This is a genomic window from Pseudonocardia abyssalis, assembly GCF_019263705.2.
Taxonomy (GTDB): domain Bacteria; phylum Actinomycetota; class Actinomycetes; order Mycobacteriales; family Pseudonocardiaceae; genus Pseudonocardia; species Pseudonocardia abyssalis.
On sequence record NZ_JADQDK010000001.1, the window covers coordinates 5,682,887 to 5,702,662 of the forward strand.

Consider the following 19,776-nt stretch of genomic DNA (forward strand, 5'->3'; position numbering starts at 1 on the left):
CGGACACTAAACCAGGCGACGGGCCACGGCCGCCGGCCCTACCGTCCGCCCGTGCCCCCCTCCCACGCCCGGCCACCCGTCGTCGCCGACGAGCGCACCCAGCTCGTCGGCTGGCTCGACCTGCAGCGCGCGCTGGTGCGGTGGAAGTGCGCGGGGCTGACCGACGAGCAGGCGCGGCGGGCGGTCCTGCCCGGCTCCCCGCTGATGACGGTGGCCGGGCTCGTGTCGCACCTGCGCTGGACCGAGCACTGCTGGTTCGAGGTGCTCTTCCTCGGCGGCCCGTCCGCGGGCAACCCGCAGTTCGACACGGACGTCGAGGACGCCGACATGCGGCCCGACGGCGTCCCGCTCGCCCGGCTCCTCGACGAGTTCGACGCGCAGTGGGCGAGGTCGGACGAGATCGTCGCCGCGCACTCCCTCGACGACACCGGGCGGCACCCCGACTTCTCCGCGGGAGCGGCGAGCCTGCGCTGGATCCTGCTGCACATGCTCGAGGAGACGGCCCGCCACGTCGGGCACCTCGACACGATCCGGGAGCAGCTCGACGGGGTGACGGGCTACTACTGAGCACCGGCCCGTCATGCTCGTCCCGTGGAGCACTCAGGGGAGGACCGGCCCGCGGTCGTCATCCGGGTCGTCGCGGTGGCGGCGGTCGGGCTGGCGCTGCTGCTGGGGCCGCAGCTCGCCCGCGGCCTCGTCGCGCCCCTCACCGCGCTGGTGGTGGCCGCGTTCGCCTACGCCGTGCTGCTCGCCGTCGCGGAGTTCCGGGGGTGGCGGCTGCTCCCGCCGCGGGTCGCCACCGCGTTCGACGGCGTGCTGGTGCTCGTCGCCTGCGGGCTGACCGGTGGGGCCGAGAGCATCATGGTCGCGCTGCTGCCGCTGATCGTGATCGCGGCGTCGGTGCGCGGCGGCGCGGTGGTCGGGCGGCTCGCCGCGGTCGTCGCGGGGGCAGGGTTCACCGTGGGGTCGGTCCTCGGGTCCGACGCCGAGGTCCCGCTCGCCGACCGCTGGCTCGCCGGGGCGTGGTGGACCGGGTTCCTGGTGGCCGCGGCGGTGCTGGTCGGCGCGCTGGTGCAGATGCTGGAGCGACAGCTGGCTGCGGCGGCCGCCGCGCGGTCGGAGCACGAGGCGTTCCTGGAGGAGCGCGACCTGCGGGCCCGGCTGCTCGCCGCCCAGCAGGCCCGGCTCGACGGCGTGCGGGTCGTGCTGCACGAGTTCCGCACGCCGGTCGCGTCGCTGACCGCGCTGAGCGCCGACCTCGCCGCGGACCGGTTGCCCGAGCCGTCCCGCGCGGTCGCGACGCGCCTGTTGGCCGAGCACGCGGTGCACCTGCGCGACATGCTCGACGGACTCGCCGACGTCGCCGTCACCGACGGGAGTCCGATCGGGCGGGTGCGGGCCCGGGTCGTGGCGCTCTCCGAGCTGGCCGACGCGGTGCTGGACGCGGCCGGGGTGGCCGCGGCGCGGCGCCGCCCGTCGGTGGCGCCGGAGGGTGCGGCGGTCCGCTGCGACCCCCAACGCCTGCGCCGCGTGCTCACCAACCTCGTCGAGAACGCGGCCCGGCACAGCGGCGACGCCCCCGTGGAGCTGGATCTGCGCCACGCCGACGGCGTGCTGGTCGCCGAGGTCCGCGACCGCGGCCCCGGCCTCCCGCCCGGACAGGAGGGCGTCGTCACGGCCAAGGGTGTGGCGCTGGGGGAGCGGCGCGGCACTGCCGGTCTGGGGCTGTGGATCGTCGAGGCGCTGGTGGCGGCGATGGACGGCGAGCTGAGCCTGGAACCGCGCGACGGCGGCGGCCTGGTCGCCCACCTCGAGCTCCCCCTCCCCGCCCCCTGACCCGCGACTCAGGGGCGGAGGAACAGCGACTCGCGGGGTGGGGGTGATCCCGTTCCGCGAGTCGCTGGATCCCCGCCCGCGAGTCGCTGGATCCCCGCCCGTGAGTCGCTGTTCTCGGGCCCGCGAGTCGCTGCTCCCGCGCCCACGAGTCCCGGCGCCCGGGCGGGTGGGTGGCACCCGCGGGCCAAGGGCGGAACCCCCGGACCGGTGCGTCGCCGGCGGTCGGCCCGCCATGCTTCCCCCATGCTGACGCAGGCGGCGGTGTTGTGGGAGCAGGGCGGCAAGTGGGAGGTCGAGGAGGTCGAGCTCGATCCCCCGAACGCGGGTGAGGTGCTGGTCGAGCTCGCCGCGAGCGGGCTGTGCCACTCCGACGAGCACCTGGTCACCGGGGACCTGCCGGTCGGGTACCCGATGGTCGGCGGGCACGAGGGTGCCGGGCGGGTCGTCGAGATCGGCCCCGGCGTCACCGACGTGGAGGTCGGCGACCCCGTCGTCATGACGTTCCTGCCCAGCTGCGGGCGCTGCTCGTACTGCGTGCGCGGCTACACCGCCCTGTGCGACGACGGCGCGGGCGCCACCCTCGGCCCGCAGCTCGACGGCACCTACCGCTTCCACGCGCGCGGCGAGGACGTCGGCCAGATGTGCCTGCTCGGCACGTTCGCCAAGCACACCGTGGTGCCGGTCAAGTCGGTCGTGAAGATCGACGAGGGCTTCCCGCTGCACCTCGCCGCGCTCGTCGGCTGCGGCGTGACGACGGGCTTCGGCAGTGCCGTGCGCACCGCGGAGCTGCGCGCGGGCGACACCGCCGTCGTCATCGGCATCGGCGGGATCGGGGCGAACGCGGTGCAGGGGGCGAGGATCGCCGGCTGCCGCTACGTCGTGGCCGTCGACCCGGTGGAGTTCAAGCGCGAGAAGGCGCTGGAGCTGGGCGCCACGCACTCCGCCGCCAGCATGGACGAGGCATGGAACGTCGTGTCCAGCCTGACCCGTGGCCAGCTAGCCGACGCCGCCATCCTGACGACGGGCGTCGCCGAGGGCTCCTACCTGCAGCCCGCGTTGCAGCTCGTCGGCAAGAGGGGCCGCGTGGTCGTCACCGCGCTCGGCCACCCCGACGAGGACACCGCGTCGCTGTCGCTGCTCGACCTCACGCTCTACGAGAAGCAGATCCGCGGGGCCCTGTTCGGCAGCTCCAACGGTCAGCACGACGTTCCGCGGCTGCTGGAGATGTACAACCTCGGGCAGCTCAAGCTCGACGAGCTGATCACCCGCGAGTACTCCCTGGAGGAGATCAACCAGGGCTACGAGGACATGCGTGAGGGCCGCAACATCCGCGGTCTCATCCGGTACTGACGAGGGGATCACCGCAATGACGCGATCGATCGAGCACGGCAAGCGGACCGGTTTCGCCACCCTGGGCAAGGGCGGCCTGAACTTCGACTCGTTCCCGATGCGGCTGTTCGCCAAGGGCAACGCGCGGCACTGGAACCCGGCCGACATCGACTTCGCCCAGGACGCCCGTGACGTCGCCGCGATGACCGACGCCGAGCGCTGGTGGACGACCATGCTCGCCACCCAGTTCATGGCGGGCGAGGAGTCGGTGACGCAGGACCTGCAGCCGTTCGTGGCCGCGATGGCCGCGGAGGGCCGGCTCGCCGACGAGATGTACCTGACGCAGTTCGTGTTCGAGGAGGCCAAGCACACCGAGGGTTTCCGGCGGTGGTTCGACGCCGTCGGCATCACCGAGGACCTGCACCCCTACATCGCGGACAACGCCTCCTACCAGCAGATCTTCACCCAGGAGCTGCCCGACAGCCTGTACGCGCTGGCCGGGGACCCGTCGCCGCGCAACCAGATCCGCGCCTCCGTCACCTACAACCACATCGTCGAGGGCACGCTCGCGCTCACCGGCTACTTCATCTGGGCGAGGATCTGCAGGAGCCGGGGGATCCTGCCCGGCATGCAGCAGCTCATCAAGCACATCGGCGACGACGAGCGCCGCCACATGGCGTGGGGCACGTTCACCTGCCGTCGACACGTCGCCGCCGACGACACCCTGTGGGACGTCGTCGACGAGCGCATGCAGGAGCTGCTGGTACCGGCCATGGGCGTGGTCGCCGAGCCGTTCGACCGGATCGCCGAGGGCGACGAGCCCCCGTTCGCGATCGAGCTGAACGAGTTGGCCGAGTACGCGATGGACAAGATCGGCCGTCGCCTCGGCGCCATCGAGTCGGCCCGCGGAGCGGATCTGCTGGTCATCGACGTGGACGCGACCCCCGAGGCGCTCGAGGAGCGTTTCCACGCCGAGGACCAGGCCGACCTGTCCGCCGCCTGATCACCGTCAGACCGGCGTGAACCGCACCGGCAGCCGCTTGATGCCGTTGATGAAGTTGCCCGCCAGGTGCTCGGGCTCGCCGACGGTGAGGTCCGGCAGCCGGTGCAGCAGTTCGTCGAACAGGGCACGGAGCTGCATCCGGGCGAGGTGGCTGCCCAGGCAGAAGTGCGGCCCGCCGCCGCCGAAGCCGATCTGCGGGTTGGGTCGCCGCGCGAGGTCGAAGCGGTCGGCGTCGGCGAACACGGTCTCGTCGCGATTGCCCGACAGGTAGAACATGACGACCCGCTCGCCCGCGGCGATGTGCTGCCCGCGGATCTCGGTGTCGCGGCGGGCCGTGCGCCGGAACGTGAGCACCGGGCTCGCCCACCGCACGAACTCGTCGACGGCCCCGTCGATGCGCCCGTCGAAGTCCTCCATCAGCGCGGCGCGCTGCTCGGGGTTGCGGTCGAGCGCGAGGACGCTGTGGCTCGCGGTCTGCCGCGTGGTGTCGTTGCCCGCCACGCACAGCAGCACGAAGAAGGCCGCGATCTCCTCCTCGGTGAGCCGGGCGCCTTCGACCTCGGCCTGTACCAGCGCCGTGATCAGGTCGTCGGCCGGCGCCGCACGGCGCTTCTCCACGAGGTCGAACGCCGCGGTGTGCAGCGTCATCAGCCCGTCGAGCAGAACACCCATCGGGTCGCCGTCCCCGACGAACTCGGGGTCGTTCCAGGCGACGAGCGCGTTGGCCGCGCGGGCCACCCGCTCCCGGTCGGCCTCGGCGATGCCGATCATCTGCGAGACCGTCCACATCGGCAGCCGGGCCGCGACGGCCTCCACGAAGTCGATCTCACCCAGCGGTGCGATGTCGTCGACGATCCGGCGGGCCTGCTCGCGGATCTGGTCGCCGATCCGGGCGACGCGGCGCGGCGTGAACACCGAGCTGATCACCCTGCGCGACACCGTGTGCCGCGGCGCGTCCATCGCGAGGATGGAGTGCGCGGCCTCCAGGACGTCCTCGGGCACGTCCTCCAGCATCACGCCGCCGTACTGCTGGCCCGAGCCCCAGGTCTCGGCGTCGCGGCTGACGGCCACGATGTCGGCGTGGGTGACCAGCGCCCAGAAGCCGGGGGCGTCGGGGTCGGGCAGCAGGTCGGTCTCGGCGGGCCGGTGCCAGGACAGCGGGCGCTCGCGGCGCAGCTCGGCGAACGCGGGTTCGCGCTCGGCGGGGCTCTTCGCCCAGAACGCGTGGCTGGAGATGTCGATCGGGTCGTAGGCCCGTTCGGTGGTGGTCACGCGACGACCAGGTCGTCACGGCCGTCGGCGCGCAGCCGCTCGACGTAGACCGGGAACAGCCGCTTGGACAGCGGCGCGAGCTGGAGCAGCTTGGTGACGGTGCCCTCGACCTTCACCTTGCCCTTGGCCATCGCGAACGTGAGGTTGACCTTGCCCTGCCAGTACGCGTTGGCGGTCTCGGTGCTCATCGCCATCGTCGCGCCGGCCGCGGGGAGGTCGGGCGCGGAGCCCTTGTGCACGACGCCGCCGGGCAGGTCGATGATCAGTGCGCTGTCCGGCTCGGTGCACTGCATCCGCAGCACCAGCCCGGTCGCGTTGAGCTTGGGTGCGAGCTCCGGGTCCGCCAGAGCGGTCTCGAAGATGCCGCCGATGTAGCGGTACAGCTCGTCCTCGTCGGCGAAACCGGCCACGGAATCCTCCACGTCGAGTAGCAGGGGTGGTCCCTTCGGCCGGAACGTAACATGGGTTATGTTACCCGGACCACACCCCATCGAGCGACGGAGCGGCATGACGACCGAGGCGACGACCACGGAGTCCAGGCCCGTCGACGCGGTCGTCGCCGGGCTGCGCGCCACCTTCGCGAGCGGGGTCACCAAGGACCTGGCCTGGCGCGTCACGCAGCTGCGCGGCCTGGAGCGGATGCTCGCGGAGCGGGAGTCCGAGTTCTCCGCGGCGCTGGCCGAGGACCTCGGCCGCCCCGCCGTCGACGCATGGCCGGCCGACCTGGCGCCCACCACCGCGGAGTCGGCGTACGCCCGCAAGCGACTGCACCGCTGGGCCCGGCCGCGCCGCGTGGGCCTGCCGCTGTCCGTGCAGCCCGGGTCGGCGCGCTACGAGTACCAGCCGCTCGGCGTCGTGCTCGTCATCGGGCCGTGGAACCACCCCGTGCACCTGACGCTCGCCCCGCTCGTCGCGGCGCTGGCCGCGGGCAACTGCGCGGTCGTCAAGCCGTCCGAGCACGCGCCCGCGGTCGCCGCCCTGCTCGCCCGGCTGCTGCCGGAGTACCTCGACCCCCGTGCGGTCGCCGTCGTCACCGGCGGGCCGGGGGAGACCCAGGAGCTGCTCGCGCAGGGCCTGGACCACGCGTTCTTCACCGGCAGCCCGGAGGTCGGGGCGAAGGTCATGGCGGCCGCCGCGCCGCACCTCACCCCGGTGACCCTCGAGCTGGGCGGCAAGAGCCCGGTGATCGTCGCGGCCGACGCCGACGTCGAGATCGCGGCGAAGCGGATCGCGTGGACGTAGCTGATGAACTCCGGGCAGACCTGCGTCGCGCCCGACCACGTGCTCGTCGTCCGGTCGGTCCGCGACGAGCTGGTGGCCGGGATCGTCGCCGCCCTGGAGCGGATGCGCCCCGCCGGCGCCGTCCGGATCGTCGACGCCCGGCAGGCGGCCCGTCTCGCGGGCCTGCTCGACGGCTGCGGCGGCACGGTCGTCACCGGCGGCCGGATCGACCCCGGCGCCCGCACCGGCGAGCCGACGGTCGTGCTCGACCCCGACCCGGGATCGGCGCTGATGCGGGAGGAGATCTTCGGCCCGATCCTGCCGGTCGTCACCGTCGACGGGCTGGAGCAGGCGATCACGCACGTCGTCGCCGGGCCCAAGCCGCTGGCCGTCTACCTGTTCAGCCGGTCCCGTGCCACCGCCGACCGCGTGACGGCCGAGTTCGACGCCGGCGCGACCGTCGTCAACCACCTGATGTTCCACGTGCTCGTGCCGCAGTTGCCCTTCGGCGGCGTCGGGCGCAGCGGGACGGGCGCGTACCACGGGCGGTGGGGGTTCGAGACGTTCAGCCACCGCCGCTCGGTGCTCACCAAGCCGACCCGCCCCGACCCGGGGTTCGTCTACCCGCCCTACGGGACGCTGGCCGAGAAGCTGCTGCGGAAGGTGATCTGACGTGGCGGGGAAGTCCGTCCAGGTCGGACCCGAGCAGTACTTCGACGGCGCCATGGCGATTCTGGCCAACGACGGCACGTCCGGGCTGAAGATCGCGCCGCTGTGCCGCGCGCTCGGCGTCACCAGTGGGTCGTTCTACCACCACTTCGGGAGCTGGGCGGGCTTCGTCGTCGCGCTGCTGGAGCACTGGGAGACCGAGCAGACCGCGCGCATCGTCGCGCTCGCGGCGGCGACCGCCGACCCGGGCGAGCGCGTCACAGTGCTCAAGGAGCTGGCCGCGACGGTGCCGCACGAGGCGGAGGCGGCGATCCGGGTGTGGGCAGCGCTCGACCCGGACGTCGGCCGTGCGCAGGCGCGCGTCGACGACGAGCGCCGGGCGGCGGTGGAACGGGTCGTCTCCGGGATCGTCGACGATCCGGAGGTCGCGCGCCGTCTCGCGGTGCTCGGGCTCGCGGTACTCGTCGGCTTCCAGCAGACGTGCGTGCCCCCCGTCGTCGACGTCCTCGGGGGGCTCCTCGACGACTTCGAGGCAATCGTCCGCGCGCACGCTCGGTAGCGACGACGGACCGAGCGTAGCGACACCGTGAGCTGGGGGTACCGTTGGTTACACCTGCTGGGTGATGCGTGCCGCGCGATCGGACCAACCTGGGGTTTCCCAGCAACTGGTCAGTAACCCACCTCACTATTCGTCGTTGGGATGTTGTGGGCAGTCGGCCGCCCGCTCCCCGCACCGCGGTCGCGATCCGCCCGGAACCTGAACGAGGAGGCGGCGCCGTGGCCGGTGTCGAGGTGAAGGTGGAAGGGCTCTCGAAGTCCTTCGGCCGGGCGAACATCTGGTCGGACGTGTCGTTGACGCTGCCGCCCGGTGAGGTGTCGGTCCTGCTGGGTCCGTCGGGTACCGGCAAGTCGGTGTTCCTCAAGACCCTGATCGGGCTGCTGAAGCCGGAGAAGGGCTCGATCGTCATCAACGACGTCGATCTCGTGCGGTGCTCGGAGTCGAAGCTCTACGAGATCCGCAAGCTGTTCGGGGTGCTGTTCCAGGACGGCGCGCTGTTCGGGTCGATGAACCTGTTCGACAACATCGCGTTCCCCCTGCGCGAGCACACGAAGAAGTCCGAGGCCCAGGTCAAGGACATCGTCGCGGAGAAGATGGACCTGGTCGGCCTCAAGGGCGACGAGAAGAAGCTCCCCGGGGAGATCTCCGGCGGGATGCGCAAGCGGGCGGGCCTGGCCCGGGCGCTGGTGCTGGACCCCGAGATCATCCTGTTCGACGAGCCGGACTCGGGCCTGGACCCGGTGCGCACGGCGTACCTGAACCAGCTGATCATCGATCTGAACGCGCAGACCGACGCCACGTTCCTGATCGTCACCCACGACATCAACACCGCGCAGACCGTCCCGGACAACATCGGGATGCTCTACCGCAAGCACCTGGCGATGTTCGGCCCGCGGGAGGTGCTGCTGACCAGCGAGGAGCCGGTCGTCAGCCAGTTCCTCAACGGTCGCCGTCAGGGGCCGATCGGGATGTCGGAGGAGAAGGACACCGCGCAGGCGCAGCGGGAGATGGCCGAGGCCGGTGAGCTGGCCGGGCTGCCGGAGATGAAGCCGCAGCTCGAGGTCAGTCCGGGCGTGCCGGAGCGCAAGGCCGTCGGCCGACGTCGGGAGCGGGTGCAGCAGATGCTGCACACCCTGCCGCCCGCCGCGCAGGACGCGATCCGCCGCAGCTACGCGAACGAGCCGGTGACCGCGATGGCCGGAGGGGGAGGGCCGCTGCCGCAGCGCGTCCCGCCCGGTGCGCCGGGAGCCACCGAGGTCCTCAACCCCGGCGACAACCCGCCCACCTGGTTCACCGGTCCCGGCCGGCACCGGCCGCGGATGTAGGGCCCCGACACCATGAGCGCTCCCCTCACGCGTGCGCTGACCCCGGTCGGCCGCCTGTTCTCCCTCGGCGTCGACGTCGTCGTCAGCGCCTTCAAGCCGCCGTTCCAGCTGCGCGAGTACATCGAGCAGACCTGGTTCGTCACGAAGGTGTCGGCACTGCCGACCGCCCTGTTCACCATCCCGTTCGGCGCGACGATCGCGCTGCTGCTCGGTGAGCTCACCCGCCAGTTCGGCGCGCAGAGCCAGACCGGGGCCGGCAGCGTCCTGGCGATCGTGCAGCAGGCCGCACCGATCGTCACCGCGCTGCTGATCGCCGGTGCGGGCGGCAGCGCCGTCTGCGCCGACCTCGGGGCGCGCACCATCCGCGAGGAGATCGCGGCGATGGAGGTCCTGGGCATCTCGCCGATCCAACGGCTCGTCGTGCCGCGGGTCCTCGCGATGGCCACCACCGCGGTCGTCCTCAACGGGCTGGCCACGGTCGTCGGCGTCGCGGGCGGCTACTTCTTCAACGTCATCGTCCAGGGCGGCACGCCCGGCGCCTACATCGCGGCGTTCTCCTCGATCGCGCAGGTCAGCGACATCCTGGTGAGCGAGCTGAAGGCCCTGCTGTTCGGGTTCACCGCGGGCATCGTCGCGGCGTACCGGGGCCTCAACCCCCCTCCCGGGCCGAAGGGCGTCGGCGACGCGGTGAACCAGGCCGTCGTCATCTCCTTCGTGCTCGTGTTCTTCCTCAACCTCGTTCTGACGACGCTGTACCTGGACCTCGTCCCGCCGAAGGGCTCCTGACATGGCGACCCTCACCTCCCGGGCCCGCAGCCTCGTCCGGGGTCCGCTCGAGCAGCTCGACGAGTTCGGCGACCAGCTCTCGCTCTACGGGCGCGCGATCGGCTGGATCCCGCGCACGCTGCGGCGCTACCGCTCGGAGATCGCGCGGCTGCTCGCCGAGGTGAGCTTCGGGTCCGGTGCGCTCATCGTCATCCTCGGCACGGCGGGCGTCATGCTGTCGCTGTCGCTGTTCGTCGGCTCGCTGGTGGGTCTGCAGGGCTTCCGCGCACTCGACTCGCTCGGCGTCGAGGCCCTCACCGGCTTCATCACCGCCTACTTCAACACCCGCGACATCGCGCCCCTGGTCGCCGCCGCGGCGCTGACGGCCACGCTCGGCGCGGGCTTCACCGCCCAGCTCGGCGCCATGCGGATCTCCGAGGAGGTCGACGCACTGGAGGTCATGGCGGTGCCGTCGGTGCCGTTCCTCGTGACCACCCGCGTGATCGCCGGGACGATCGCGATCATCCCGATCTACACGATCGGCCTGCTTGCGAGCTTCATCTCCTCCCGCCTCAACGTCACGCTCATCAACGGGCTGCCTGGCGGCACGTACGACCACTACTTCGACCTGTTCCTGCCGGTCAGCGACGTCCTGTACTCCTATCTCAAGGTCATCGTCTTCGCGATCGTGATCATCCTGATCCACTGCCACTACGGCTACTCGGCCAAGGGCGGGCCGGCGGGCGTGGGTATCGCGGTTGGCCGCTCGGTCCGCCTGTCGATCGTCAGCACGGCGATCCTCGACTTCTTCCTCACCCTCGTGATCTACGGGACGGAGACCTCGGTGCGGGTGGCCGGATGATCAGGCGTCGGATCCAGGGCCTCGCGTTCGTCCTGGTCATCGTCACCCTGCTGGGGCTGGCGATCGCGAAGTACAACGGTGCGTTCGAGAGCGGGGTCCCCGTGACCCTGCAGGTCGACCGCGCGGGCAACCAGCTCACCGAGCGCTCCGACGTCAAGGTGCGCGGCCTGATCGTCGGCACGGTCGAGCAGATCAGCACCACCGGCTCGGGCGCCGACGTCACCCTGTCGCTGCGGCCCGACATGATCGACATGATCCCCGCCGGGGTCTCCGCGCGGCTGCTGCCGAAGACGCTGTTCGGCGAGAAGTACGTGTCGCTGGTGCCGCCGGAGAACGGCGGGAGCAGCACGATCGCGGCGGGCGACGTCATCCCGATGGACCGCAGCGAGACCGCCCGTGAGATCGACGCGGCGCTCGACGGCCTGCTCCCGCTGCTGCAGGCCGTGAAGCCCGACGACCTCGCGACGACCCTCGGCGCGCTGTCGCAGGCGCTGTCGGGCCGCGGCGAGCGGCTCGGCGACACCCTCGTGCGCCTGCAGGAGCTGACCGGTGGCCTCCGTCCGGGGATCCCGGACCTGCAGGAGGACATCACGCAGTTCGCCGACTTCGCGGCCAACCTCGACTCGGCCGCGCCGGACCTGCTCGACGCGCTGGAGGACTTCACCGTGACCACGCGGACGGTGTCGGAGCAGCGCGAGCAGCTCCGGGCACTGATCGGCGGGGTCACCACCGCGTCCGACGATCTGCGCGGCTTCCTCGACCGCAACGGCGAGAACATCATCTCGCTGTCGGCGGCCTCGCGGCCGACGCTGGAGAGCCTGGCGCGCTACTCGCCGGAGTTCCCCTGCTTCTTCCAGCAGCTCAACGGGCTCATCCCGCGCCTCGACGACGTGTTCGGCGCCGGCAACGGCCGTCCCGGCGTCTACGTGACGGTGGAGATCGTCAACAACAAGGGCAAGTACGTGCCGAACCAGGACGAGCCCGAGTACCTCGACGACCGCGGCCCGCGCTGCTACCCGATCCTGCCGCTGGGTCCGCAGGAGCCGCCGGACGGCCCGTTCTGCGACGGATCGCTCTCGCCGCCCCCGCCTGCCGACTCGCCCCGCGGCGACGTCGACGACCTCGGCGGAGACACCTTCGGCACTGGCGACGCCTCCTACACCTGCGAGGACGGTTCGAGCGCCCGCGGCGAGGCCCCCGAGGGCGGCCTACCCGGCCTACCGGGGTTGCCCGGCCTGCCGGGGCTCCCGGTCGAGGCCATCGCCTACGAGGGCATGGGACTGCCCAACTCGCCCGGTGAGCGGCAGCTCGTCGCCGAGCTGGTCGCGGCGCAGGACGGTGGCGACCCGGCCGCGGTGCCCAGCTGGAGCTCGATGATGGTCGGCCCGCTCTACCGCGGTGCGGAGGTGACGTTGACGTGAGGAACCTGCCTCTCGCGCCCCTGCTCAAGTTCCTGGCGCTCGCCGTCGTCGTCGCGCTGGCCACCACCGTGCTCGGGGTGACCATCGCGAACGGCTCCGGGGGCGAGCGCACGACCTACAGCGCGCGCTTCACCGACGCTGCGGGCCTCCTGGTCGGCGACGACGTCCGGATCGCCGGTGTCGTCGTCGGCGCCGTCGAGGACGTCCGGATCGTCGACCGCCGCTTCGCCGAGGTCTCGTTCAGCGTCGACCGCGCGCAGGACCTGCCCGCGTCGGTGTCGGCGTCGATCAACTACAAGAACCTCGTCGGCCAGCGCTACCTCGGGCTGGCGCAGGGGTCCGGCCCGACCGGGGAGGTGCTCGCCGACGGCGCCACCATCCCGGTGGAGCGCACCCGCGGCCCGCTGAACCTGACGACGCTGTTCAACGGGTTCAAGCCGCTGTTCGCCGCGCTGGACGCCGACCAGGTCAACAAGCTCTCCTTCGAGATCATCGAGGTGCTGCAGGGCCAGGGCGGCACGATCCAGAGCCTGCTCGCGAGCACCGCGTCGCTGACCAACGAGATCGCCGACCGCGACGCGGTCATCGGCCAGGTCATCGACAACCTCAACCTCGTGCTCGACACCGTCAACCAGCGCGACGAGGAGCTGTCGAACCTCGTGATCTCGTTGCAGGAGCTGGTGTCCGGGCTGTCGCAGGACCGCGAGCCGATCGGTCAGGCGCTGGCCTCGATCGGGGACCTCACCCAGGTCACCGCCGACCTCGTGGAGGACGGGCGGCCCGCGCTGCGCGACGACATCGCCGCGCTCGGCGACCTGTCCGACAACCTCAACGCGAGCGAGCCCGCGCTGGAGAGCTTCCTGGTCAACTGGCCCGGCAAGCTCAACACGATCACCCGGGCCGGCAGCTACGGCAGCTGGTTCAACTTCTACCTCTGCCAGGCGAGCGGCACGGTCGGCCTCTCGCCGTTCGTCCCGTCGTTCCAGTTCGACGCCTACACGAACACGCAGCCGCGCTGCGGCGCCGACCCGTCGGGCGGCGCGGAGGGCGACACCAGCCTGCTGGGCGGGCCGCTGCCGGCCCTGCCGTCCTCGCCGGACCTGCCCGCGATCCCGCTGCTGGGGGAGAACTGATGCCCGAGAAGCGCGGACCCGTCCCGATCGCGTTGATCGGCATCGTGGTCATCCTCGCGGTGCTGGTCGCGGCGTTCACCCTCCCGGCCGCGCTCACCCGCGGCGAGATCCACCGGGCCGAGTTCAGCGAGGCCGCCGGGCTGCAGTCCGGTGACCTGGTCACCATCGCCGGTGTCGAGGCGGGCCGGGTCGAGTCGGTCGAGCTCGCCGGCGACCGCGTGCTGGTCACCTTCGACGTCAAGGACGCCTGGGTCGGCGACCGGACGACGGCGTCGATCGAGGTCAAGACGCTGCTCGGCGCGAAGTACCTCGCGCTCGACCCGCAGGGCGACGCCGAGATCGTCTCCGACGCCGTCATCCCGCTCGACCGCACCGCGTCCCCGTTCGACGTGGTCGAGGCCTTCAACGGGCTGTCGAGCACCATCGACGCGCTCGACACCGACCAGCTCGCGGCGAGCCTGGACACGCTGTCGGAGACGTTCTCCGGCACCGCGCCCGAGGTCCGCGGCGCGCTCGACGGCCTGTCGCGCCTCTCGCAGACGATCGCGAGCCGCGACGAGGAGATCCGCAGGTTGCTCGCCGGCACGCAGAACCTCTCCGGTGTGCTGGCCGACCGGGCGCCGGAGTTCGAGCGGCTGCTCTCCGACGGCAACCTGCTGCTCGCGGAGATCCAGCGCCGCAAGGACGCGATCAGTGCCCTGCTCGACGGCACCCGGGACCTGTCCGTGCAGCTGCGCGGGCTCGTCGCCGACAACCAGGAGCAGCTCACGCCCACCCTGGAGGCGCTCGACGGGGTCGCGGAGATCCTGCAGCGCAACCGCGACAACCTCGACCTGGCCCTGGAGCGGCAGGCGGTCTTCACCCGCCTGTTCAGCAACGCGGTCGGCAACGGCCGCTGGTTCGACAACTACATCTGCGGCCTCGTCTTCCCGCCGCTGGGCCCGATCAACGAAGGCGGCTGCTGATGGCGCTCAACGCAACCGACCGTCGGCAGTTCCAGCTCGTCGGGCTGGTCGCGGTGATCGCGGTGCTGCTGGCGACGGCGTTCGTCGTCATCGCCCGCCCGCCGGGCCGCTCGGTCGTCGCCTACTTCACCTCGGCCACCGCGGTGTTCGAGGACAACTCGGTGCGGGTGCTCGGCGTGAACGTCGGCACGATCGACCGGGTCGTCCCCGAGGGCACGCGGGTCCGCGTGGAGATGACGATCGACGACCCCGACCTGGTCCTGCCCGCCGACGCCCGCGCCGTCGTGATCTCGCCGAGCCTGGTCACCGGCCGCTACGTCCAGCTCACGCCGACGTACTCGGGCGGCCCGGAGCTGGCCGACGGCGCCGAGATCCCGGTGGAGCGCACCGCGGTCCCGCTCGACGTCGACGACCTCGCCCGCACGGCCACCGACCTCACCGAGGCGCTGGGCCCCAACGGAGTCAACCGCGACGGGTCGCTGTCGCGACTGCTCGACGTCGGCGCGGAGAACCTGGGCGGCAACGGCCAGGCGATCAACGACACCATCACCGACCTCGGGGAGCTGTCGGGCACCCTCGCCGACTCCCGCGAGGAACTGTTCGGCACGGTCACCGAGCTGCAGCGGTTCGTCTCGGTGATCGCCGCGAACGACGCCGAGGTCCGCGAGTTCAACACCCGCCTCGAGGACGTCTCCGGCTTCCTCGCCGACGAGCGCGGCGACCTCGGCGCGGCCCTGCAGGAGCTCTCGATCGCCCTCGGCGAGGTCGCGGCGTTCGTCCGCGACAACCGCGAGATCCTCGCCTCCAACGTCGACCGGCTCACCGACGTCACCGGGGTGCTGGTCCGGCAGCAGCAGGCGCTCGCCGAGACCCTGGACACCGCGCCGACCGCGCTGGGCAACCTCGCCAACGCCTACAACGGCTCGTCGGGCACGCTCGACACCCGGGCCAACATCAACGAGCTGACGCTCCCGCCGCTCGTGCTGATCTGCGAGCTGCTCGAGCGCGGCACGCCGGAGGCGCTGGCCGACCTCCCGATCGGGGTCTCCGACGCCTGCGCCGCGCTCGGCCCGCTCGACCAGCTGCCGCTGCCGTCGGCGGCCGAGGTGATCACCTCGCTGCAGGCGGGCGAGGTCCCCCCGGTCCCGGGGCTGGCGCTGCCCACCGCCCCCGCGGCCGCGGCGCCCGCCGCGCCCGCCGTCCCCCTGGAGGGTGGCCGATGATCGCCCGGAAGCTGCGGCTGGCGGCCGTGCTCACGGTCGCGACCGTGTTCACCTCCGGCTGCGGCCTGCTGTCCGACGGCCTGCGCGGGGTCACCCTCCCCGGTGGTGCCGACCTCGGCGACACGCCGTTCGAGGTGACCGCCGAGTTCAGCGACGTCGTCGACCTCGTGCCCCAGTCGCTCGTGATGGTCGACGACGTGCCGGTCGGCACCGTCACCGGCATCACCGTCAGCGACCGGTGGACCGCCATGGTCACGATGCTCGTCAACGACGACGTCGAGCTGCCGTCGGACGCGTCCGCCCGGGTCCGCACGACGAGCCTGCTGGGGGAGAAGTTCGTCGAGCTCGGCGGCCCGTCCGACGGCGCGGGCGCCGGCTCGCTCGCCGACGGCGCGGTGATCCCGCTGGAGCGCTCCGGCCGGGCCGCCGAGGTCGAGGAGGTGCTCGGCGCGCTGTCGATGCTGCTCAACGGCGGTGGGGTCGCGCAGATCCGGACCATCGCGGACGAGCTGAACCAGGCCCTCGACGGCAACGAGCCGGAGATCCGGGCGCTGCTCGACGACGTCGACACGCTGGTCGGCGCGCTGGACGAGCGCAAGACCGAGATCACCCGGGCTCTCGACGAGGTCAACCGGTTGAGCATCACGCTGGCCGACCGCCGCGGGCAGATCGAGGTGGCCCTCGACGACCTCGAGCCCGGGCTGACCGAGCTGGAGAACCAGCGCGAGCAGCTCGTCGACATGCTCCAGGCCCTCGACCGGCTCTCCGTCGTCGGCACCGACGTGGTCAACCGCAGCCGCGACGACCTGCTGGCCGACCTGGACCTGCTGCGCCCGGTGCTGCAGAAGCTCGCGGAGTCCGGCGCCGACCTGCCGGAGTCGCTGCAGCTGCTGTTCACCCCGCCGTTCACCGACGCGGGCGAGGCGGCCTTCGCGGGTGACTACGCGAACCTCTACGCCACGGTCGACCTCGACCTCGGCTCCGTGCTGGCGAACCTGACCCGGTCCGAGCAACCGCTGCTGGGCCCGGACAGCCCGCTCGCCGCGCTGCCGCCCACCGGCCAGTTGCTCGGGCCGCTGCTCGGCCCGACCGGCGCGCTGCAGGGACTGCAGGAGTTCCCGCTGCTCGGCGACGCGCTGCCGATCCTGCCGGGCCAGGTGGAACCCCTGCCCGAGCGTGCTCCGGAGGGATCCACGACCCCGCCGCCCGCCACACCGACCCGGCAGCCGGACGCCGGACAGGGCGACGGCGGCCTGCTCGGCGGCCTGCTGGGAGGCGGACGATGATCACGCGGGCCACGAAGATCCAGCTGGTGGCGTTCCTGCTGCTCACCGTGCTCGGCGTCGGGTACACCGGCTTCCGGTACGCGGGCTTCGGCGACGTCCTCGGCACCACGACCTACCCCGTGACGATGCGGCTCGCCGACTCCGGCGGCATCTTCACCGGCGCCGACGTCACCTACCGCGGCGTCTCCGTCGGTCGGGTCGGGGCGCTGACGCTCACGCCCCAGGGCGTGGACGTGCAGCTCGACGTCGAGCGGAGCGCCCCGGACATCCCCGTCGACGTCGACGCGGCCGTCCGGAACCTCTCCGCGATCGGCGAGCAGTACGTCGACCTGCAGCCCGCCTCCGACGGCGGGCCGCTGCTCGAGGACGGGTCGGTCATCCCCGTCGACCGCACCTCGACACCGGTGCCGGTGGAGGAGCTCGTCGTCGGCGTCGACGACCTGGCCCGCTCGGTCCCCCTGCAGTCGCTGCAGACCGTGGTCTCCGAGCTCGGCACGGCGTTCGACGGCACCGCGGGCCCGCTGCAGCGGATCCTCGCCACCACCGATGCGTTCAGCGAGGACGCCGTCGAGGCGCTGCCGCAGACCCTCGACCTGCTGCGCGACGGGCGCACCGTGCTCACCACGCAGAACGAGGTGTCCGGGTCGTTCCAGAACTTCAGTGCCGACCTGGCGCTGCTGGCCGAGCAGCTCAGGACCTCCGACCCGGACCTGCGGCGTCTGCTGGAGACCGCCCCGGAGGCCTCCGAGCAGATCACCGGGCTCCTGCGCGAGAGCGGTCCGGGGCTGTCCACGCTGATCTCCGACCTGCTCACCGTCGCCCGCGTCGCCGAGCCGCGCCAGGCGGGCCTGCGGCAGCTGCTGGTGACCTACCCGGCCTTCGCCTCGGTCGCCTACACGGTCGCCCCCGGCGACGGCACCGCGCACCTCGGCCTCGCGGTCAACCTGTTCGACCCCTACCCGTGCACGCAGGGGTACGAGGGCACCCAGCGGCGCTCCGGCATCGAGATCGAGGACACCCCGGCGAACGCCGACGCGTACTGCGCGGAACCCCCCGGTAGCCCGATCTCGGTGCGCGGGGCGCAGAATGTCCCGCGGGCGGAGACCCCCATGCCGCCCAAGGACGCCCCGGTCGGACCGCCGTCGGGCGGTGTGTTCGCCGGCACGGCGCCGGTCGGCTCGGAGACCCCGCTGAGCAGCCCGGCCCAGATCCTCACCGGCCTGCTCCCCTAGGCCGCGTTCCCCCATGGAGGGCGCATGACCCTGCTCGACGAACGCGACACCGCCGGAGAACCGGCCGCCGCGCCCCGCCGCGACCCGGTCCGGCTGCTCACGGTGCTGGTCGCCGCGGCCGCCGTCGTCGCTCTGGTGCTCGGCGTGCTGTGGGCCCTGACGGTCACCGACGACGACCGCGACCTCGCGCAGTCCCGCGACGTCGTGCTGCTCGACGCCCGCCAGGCCGCGATCAACCTGAACACCCTCGACTCGGCGGACGTGGAGCCGGGCCTCGACCTGTGGGAGCAGTCCTCCACCGGCGGGCTGCTCGACGAGTTCCGCGCCAACCGCGCCGAGTACGCCGGGCTGGTCACGGAGTCCGGCCGCAGCACCTCCGCGTCCGTCACCGACGCCGCGGTCGCCGAGCTGGACCTGCGCTCCGGCGTGGCCCGCGTCGTCGTCGGGGTGGACGTGCAGGTCACGGTGCCCGACGAGGACCCGGTGCTGCTGCGGCAGCGCCTGCAGATCGAGATGACCCGCACCGACCAGGGCTGGAAGGCCAGCCGGGCCGACGTCGTCCGCTGACCGGCCCCCGACCCGACCGCCCCGAGCAGGAGGTGCGACCGATGCCCGCACGCCGCCGCACGATCCCCAGTCCCGCCACCCGCCGTCCGAAGGTCGCGGGCACCGCGGCCCCCGGCCGTCCCGAGACCGACGGCGAAGGCCCCACTCTCACCGGGGTCCGCGGGCCCCGGCCCCCGGCATCCGTCGCGGCCCGCGTCCGGACGCAGCCGGCGGGCCCGGTCGCCGACGCCCCGGTCGCCGACGCCCCCAGCGACGCAGCGGTCGCCGACGCACCGGCCGGTCCCGCCGGGGACCCGGCGTCGGTCGACCCGGCGGAGCCCACGACGGGGGCCGACCCCGCGACCACTCCCCGCGGCCGTCGCAGGTCACGGCCCGCCGCAGGATCCGGCGACCCCGCCGAGCCCACCGGTACCGGCCGCGGGGCCGCCGTGCTCTCCCGCCTGCGCACCATGCCCGTGCTCGCCGCGCTGCTGGTCGTCCTCGTCGCCCTGTCGGTGTTCTTCGGGATCGCCACCGCGGCGCTGCGGAGCTCCCCGTCGGCGGCGAACACGGCCCTGACCGACCTCACGGCGACGTCGGAGGTGAGCACCCAGCTCGGCGACGCGCTGGAGCTGCTCTACTCCTACGACTTCGCCCGCCTCGACGAGAACGAGCGCGCGGCCCGCGACGTCATCACCGAGGGCTTCACGCCGGAGTTCGACCGCCTGTTCACCCAGGTCCGCGAGCTCGCCCCGCAGCAGCAGGCGGTCGTCTCGGCGGTCGTCACGGTCTCCGCGGTGCAATCGATCGAGGGTGACACCGCGGTGCTCGTCGCGTTCATGGACCAGCAGGCCAGCACCGCGGCCTCGACGGAGCAGGTCGCCGCGGCGGGCCGCCTCACCGTCACCGGTGAGCGCGTCGACGGCCGCTGGAGGATCGCCTCGGTCGAGAGCCGCTGACCCGGCCACCCCCTGCGCCGGGACCCGGCGCGGGGGCGTAGTCTGGCGCACGGTTCCACCGAAGACCGCAGGTCTGCGCCCGCCATCACGGGGGCGTACGAAGGCCCCGCCAGGAGCGGGCGACCCGCGCAGGAGGACGAGGTAGCTCCGGTCGCCGTCGTGCGCCCGTT

At 72.7% G+C, this 19,776-nt stretch carries 18 protein-coding genes and 1 pseudogene; 17 read left to right on the forward strand and 2 right to left on the reverse strand.

The window, feature by feature from the left end:
- Positions 1–51 precede the first annotated feature (51 nt).
- From I4I81_RS28035 to I4I81_RS28050, 4 genes are all read left to right on the forward strand, one after another.
- Positions 52–567 (forward strand): DinB family protein, encoded by a 516-nt coding sequence (locus I4I81_RS28035; protein WP_218606377.1) that lies wholly within the window; start codon positions 52–54, stop codon positions 565–567.
- Positions 568–591: 24 nt separating this feature from the next.
- A complete protein-coding gene (locus I4I81_RS28040; protein WP_218616445.1) occupies positions 592–1,836 on the forward strand; it encodes a sensor histidine kinase in 1,245 nt (414 codons plus the stop codon).
- A gap of 243 nt (positions 1,837–2,079) precedes the next feature.
- The gene (locus I4I81_RS28045) at positions 2,080–3,186 is read left to right on the forward strand and encodes an NDMA-dependent alcohol dehydrogenase (protein WP_218616446.1); all 1,107 of its coding nucleotides are present in this window, start codon (positions 2,080–2,082) and stop codon (positions 3,184–3,186) included.
- Positions 3,187–3,202: 16 nt separating this feature from the next.
- Positions 3,203–4,168, forward strand: a complete 966-nt coding sequence (locus I4I81_RS28050) for a R2-like ligand-binding oxidase (RefSeq protein ID WP_218603401.1) — start codon at positions 3,203–3,205, stop codon at positions 4,166–4,168.
- Positions 4,169–4,174: 6 nt separating this feature from the next.
- Here I4I81_RS28050 and I4I81_RS28055 read toward each other — a convergent pair whose 3' ends face one another.
- Positions 4,175–5,440: a cytochrome P450 gene (locus I4I81_RS28055; RefSeq protein ID WP_218603400.1), complete on the reverse strand. Its 1,266-nt coding sequence runs from the start codon at positions 5,438–5,440 to the stop codon at positions 4,175–4,177.
- The gene (locus I4I81_RS28060; protein ID WP_226363607.1) at positions 5,437–5,862 is read right to left on the reverse strand and encodes an SCP2 sterol-binding domain-containing protein; all 426 of its coding nucleotides are present in this window, start codon (positions 5,860–5,862) and stop codon (positions 5,437–5,439) included. Before I4I81_RS28060 ends, I4I81_RS28055 begins: the two co-directional genes overlap by 4 nt.
- An 85-nt stretch (positions 5,863–5,947) precedes the next feature.
- Between I4I81_RS28060 and I4I81_RS28065 the strand changes: the two are divergent.
- The 13 genes and pseudogenes from I4I81_RS28065 to I4I81_RS28125 all read left to right on the forward strand — a co-directional run bounded on the left by I4I81_RS28065 (position 5,948) and on the right by I4I81_RS28125 (position 19,606).
- Positions 5,948–7,333 (forward strand): annotated as a pseudogene (locus I4I81_RS28065) (aldehyde dehydrogenase family protein).
- Between the two features lies 1 nt (position 7,334).
- Positions 7,335–7,889 (forward strand): TetR/AcrR family transcriptional regulator, encoded by a 555-nt coding sequence (locus I4I81_RS28070; RefSeq protein ID WP_218603399.1) that lies wholly within the window; start codon positions 7,335–7,337, stop codon positions 7,887–7,889.
- Positions 7,890–8,107: 218 nt separating this feature from the next.
- Positions 8,108–9,214, forward strand: coding sequence for an ABC transporter ATP-binding protein (locus I4I81_RS28075; protein WP_218603398.1), 1,107 nt, complete (start codon positions 8,108–8,110; stop codon positions 9,212–9,214).
- Between the two features lie 12 nt (positions 9,215–9,226).
- Complete coding sequence (locus I4I81_RS28080) at positions 9,227–10,000, forward strand: MlaE family ABC transporter permease (RefSeq protein WP_218603397.1); 774 nt, start codon at positions 9,227–9,229, stop codon at positions 9,998–10,000.
- Between the two features lies 1 nt (position 10,001).
- A complete protein-coding gene (locus I4I81_RS28085) occupies positions 10,002–10,841 on the forward strand; it encodes an MlaE family ABC transporter permease (RefSeq protein WP_218603396.1) in 840 nt (279 codons plus the stop codon).
- Entirely contained in the window at positions 10,838–12,262 is a 1,425-nt protein-coding gene (locus I4I81_RS28090; RefSeq protein WP_218603395.1) for an MCE family protein, read from the forward strand. The genes I4I81_RS28085 and I4I81_RS28090 overlap by 4 nt, the downstream gene beginning before the upstream one ends.
- Complete coding sequence (locus tag I4I81_RS28095; RefSeq protein ID WP_218603394.1) at positions 12,259–13,395, forward strand: MCE family protein; 1,137 nt, start codon at positions 12,259–12,261, stop codon at positions 13,393–13,395. Before I4I81_RS28090 ends, I4I81_RS28095 begins: the two co-directional genes overlap by 4 nt.
- Positions 13,395–14,360, forward strand: coding sequence for an MCE family protein (locus I4I81_RS28100; protein WP_218603393.1), 966 nt, complete (start codon positions 13,395–13,397; stop codon positions 14,358–14,360). Before I4I81_RS28095 ends, I4I81_RS28100 begins: the two co-directional genes overlap by 1 nt.
- A complete protein-coding gene (locus tag I4I81_RS28105) occupies positions 14,360–15,583 on the forward strand; it encodes an MCE family protein (protein WP_218616447.1) in 1,224 nt (407 codons plus the stop codon). The genes I4I81_RS28100 and I4I81_RS28105 overlap by 1 nt, the downstream gene beginning before the upstream one ends.
- A complete protein-coding gene (locus I4I81_RS28110) occupies positions 15,580–16,869 on the forward strand; it encodes an MCE family protein (protein ID WP_218616448.1) in 1,290 nt (429 codons plus the stop codon). The genes I4I81_RS28105 and I4I81_RS28110 overlap by 4 nt, the downstream gene beginning before the upstream one ends.
- Positions 16,866–18,101: an MCE family protein gene (locus I4I81_RS28115; protein WP_218604745.1), complete on the forward strand. Its 1,236-nt coding sequence runs from the start codon at positions 16,866–16,868 to the stop codon at positions 18,099–18,101. Before I4I81_RS28110 ends, I4I81_RS28115 begins: the two co-directional genes overlap by 4 nt.
- Positions 18,102–18,125: 24 nt before the next feature.
- Positions 18,126–18,668 (forward strand): Rv1363c family protein, encoded by a 543-nt coding sequence (locus I4I81_RS28120; RefSeq protein WP_218604746.1) that lies wholly within the window; start codon positions 18,126–18,128, stop codon positions 18,666–18,668.
- 41 nt (positions 18,669–18,709) lie between these two features.
- Positions 18,710–19,606: a nuclear transport factor 2 family protein gene (locus tag I4I81_RS28125; RefSeq protein WP_218604747.1), complete on the forward strand. Its 897-nt coding sequence runs from the start codon at positions 18,710–18,712 to the stop codon at positions 19,604–19,606.
- Positions 19,607–19,776 lie beyond the last annotated feature (170 nt).

Bases quoted from the DNA above. Each gene is read 5' to 3' on its own strand.
- I4I81_RS28045 (WP_218616446.1), top strand. From the start codon at position 2,080: ATGCTGACGCAGGCGGCGGTGTTGTGGGAGCAGGGCGGCAAGTGGGAG.
- I4I81_RS28050 (WP_218603401.1), top strand. From the start codon at position 3,203: ATGACGCGATCGATCGAGCACGGCAAGCGGACCGGTTTCGCCACCCTG.
- I4I81_RS28080 (WP_218603397.1), top strand. From the start codon at position 9,227: ATGAGCGCTCCCCTCACGCGTGCGCTGACCCCGGTCGGCCGCCTGTTC.
- I4I81_RS28085 (WP_218603396.1), top strand. From the start codon at position 10,002: ATGGCGACCCTCACCTCCCGGGCCCGCAGCCTCGTCCGGGGTCCGCTC.
- I4I81_RS28090 (WP_218603395.1), top strand. From the start codon at position 10,838: ATGATCAGGCGTCGGATCCAGGGCCTCGCGTTCGTCCTGGTCATCGTC.
- I4I81_RS28100 (WP_218603393.1), top strand. From the start codon at position 13,395: ATGCCCGAGAAGCGCGGACCCGTCCCGATCGCGTTGATCGGCATCGTG.
- I4I81_RS28105 (WP_218616447.1), top strand. From the start codon at position 14,360: ATGGCGCTCAACGCAACCGACCGTCGGCAGTTCCAGCTCGTCGGGCTG.
- I4I81_RS28110 (WP_218616448.1), top strand. From the start codon at position 15,580: ATGATCGCCCGGAAGCTGCGGCTGGCGGCCGTGCTCACGGTCGCGACC.
- I4I81_RS28115 (WP_218604745.1), top strand. From the start codon at position 16,866: ATGATCACGCGGGCCACGAAGATCCAGCTGGTGGCGTTCCTGCTGCTC.
- I4I81_RS28120 (WP_218604746.1), top strand. From the start codon at position 18,126: ATGACCCTGCTCGACGAACGCGACACCGCCGGAGAACCGGCCGCCGCG.
- I4I81_RS28125 (WP_218604747.1), top strand. From the start codon at position 18,710: ATGCCCGCACGCCGCCGCACGATCCCCAGTCCCGCCACCCGCCGTCCG.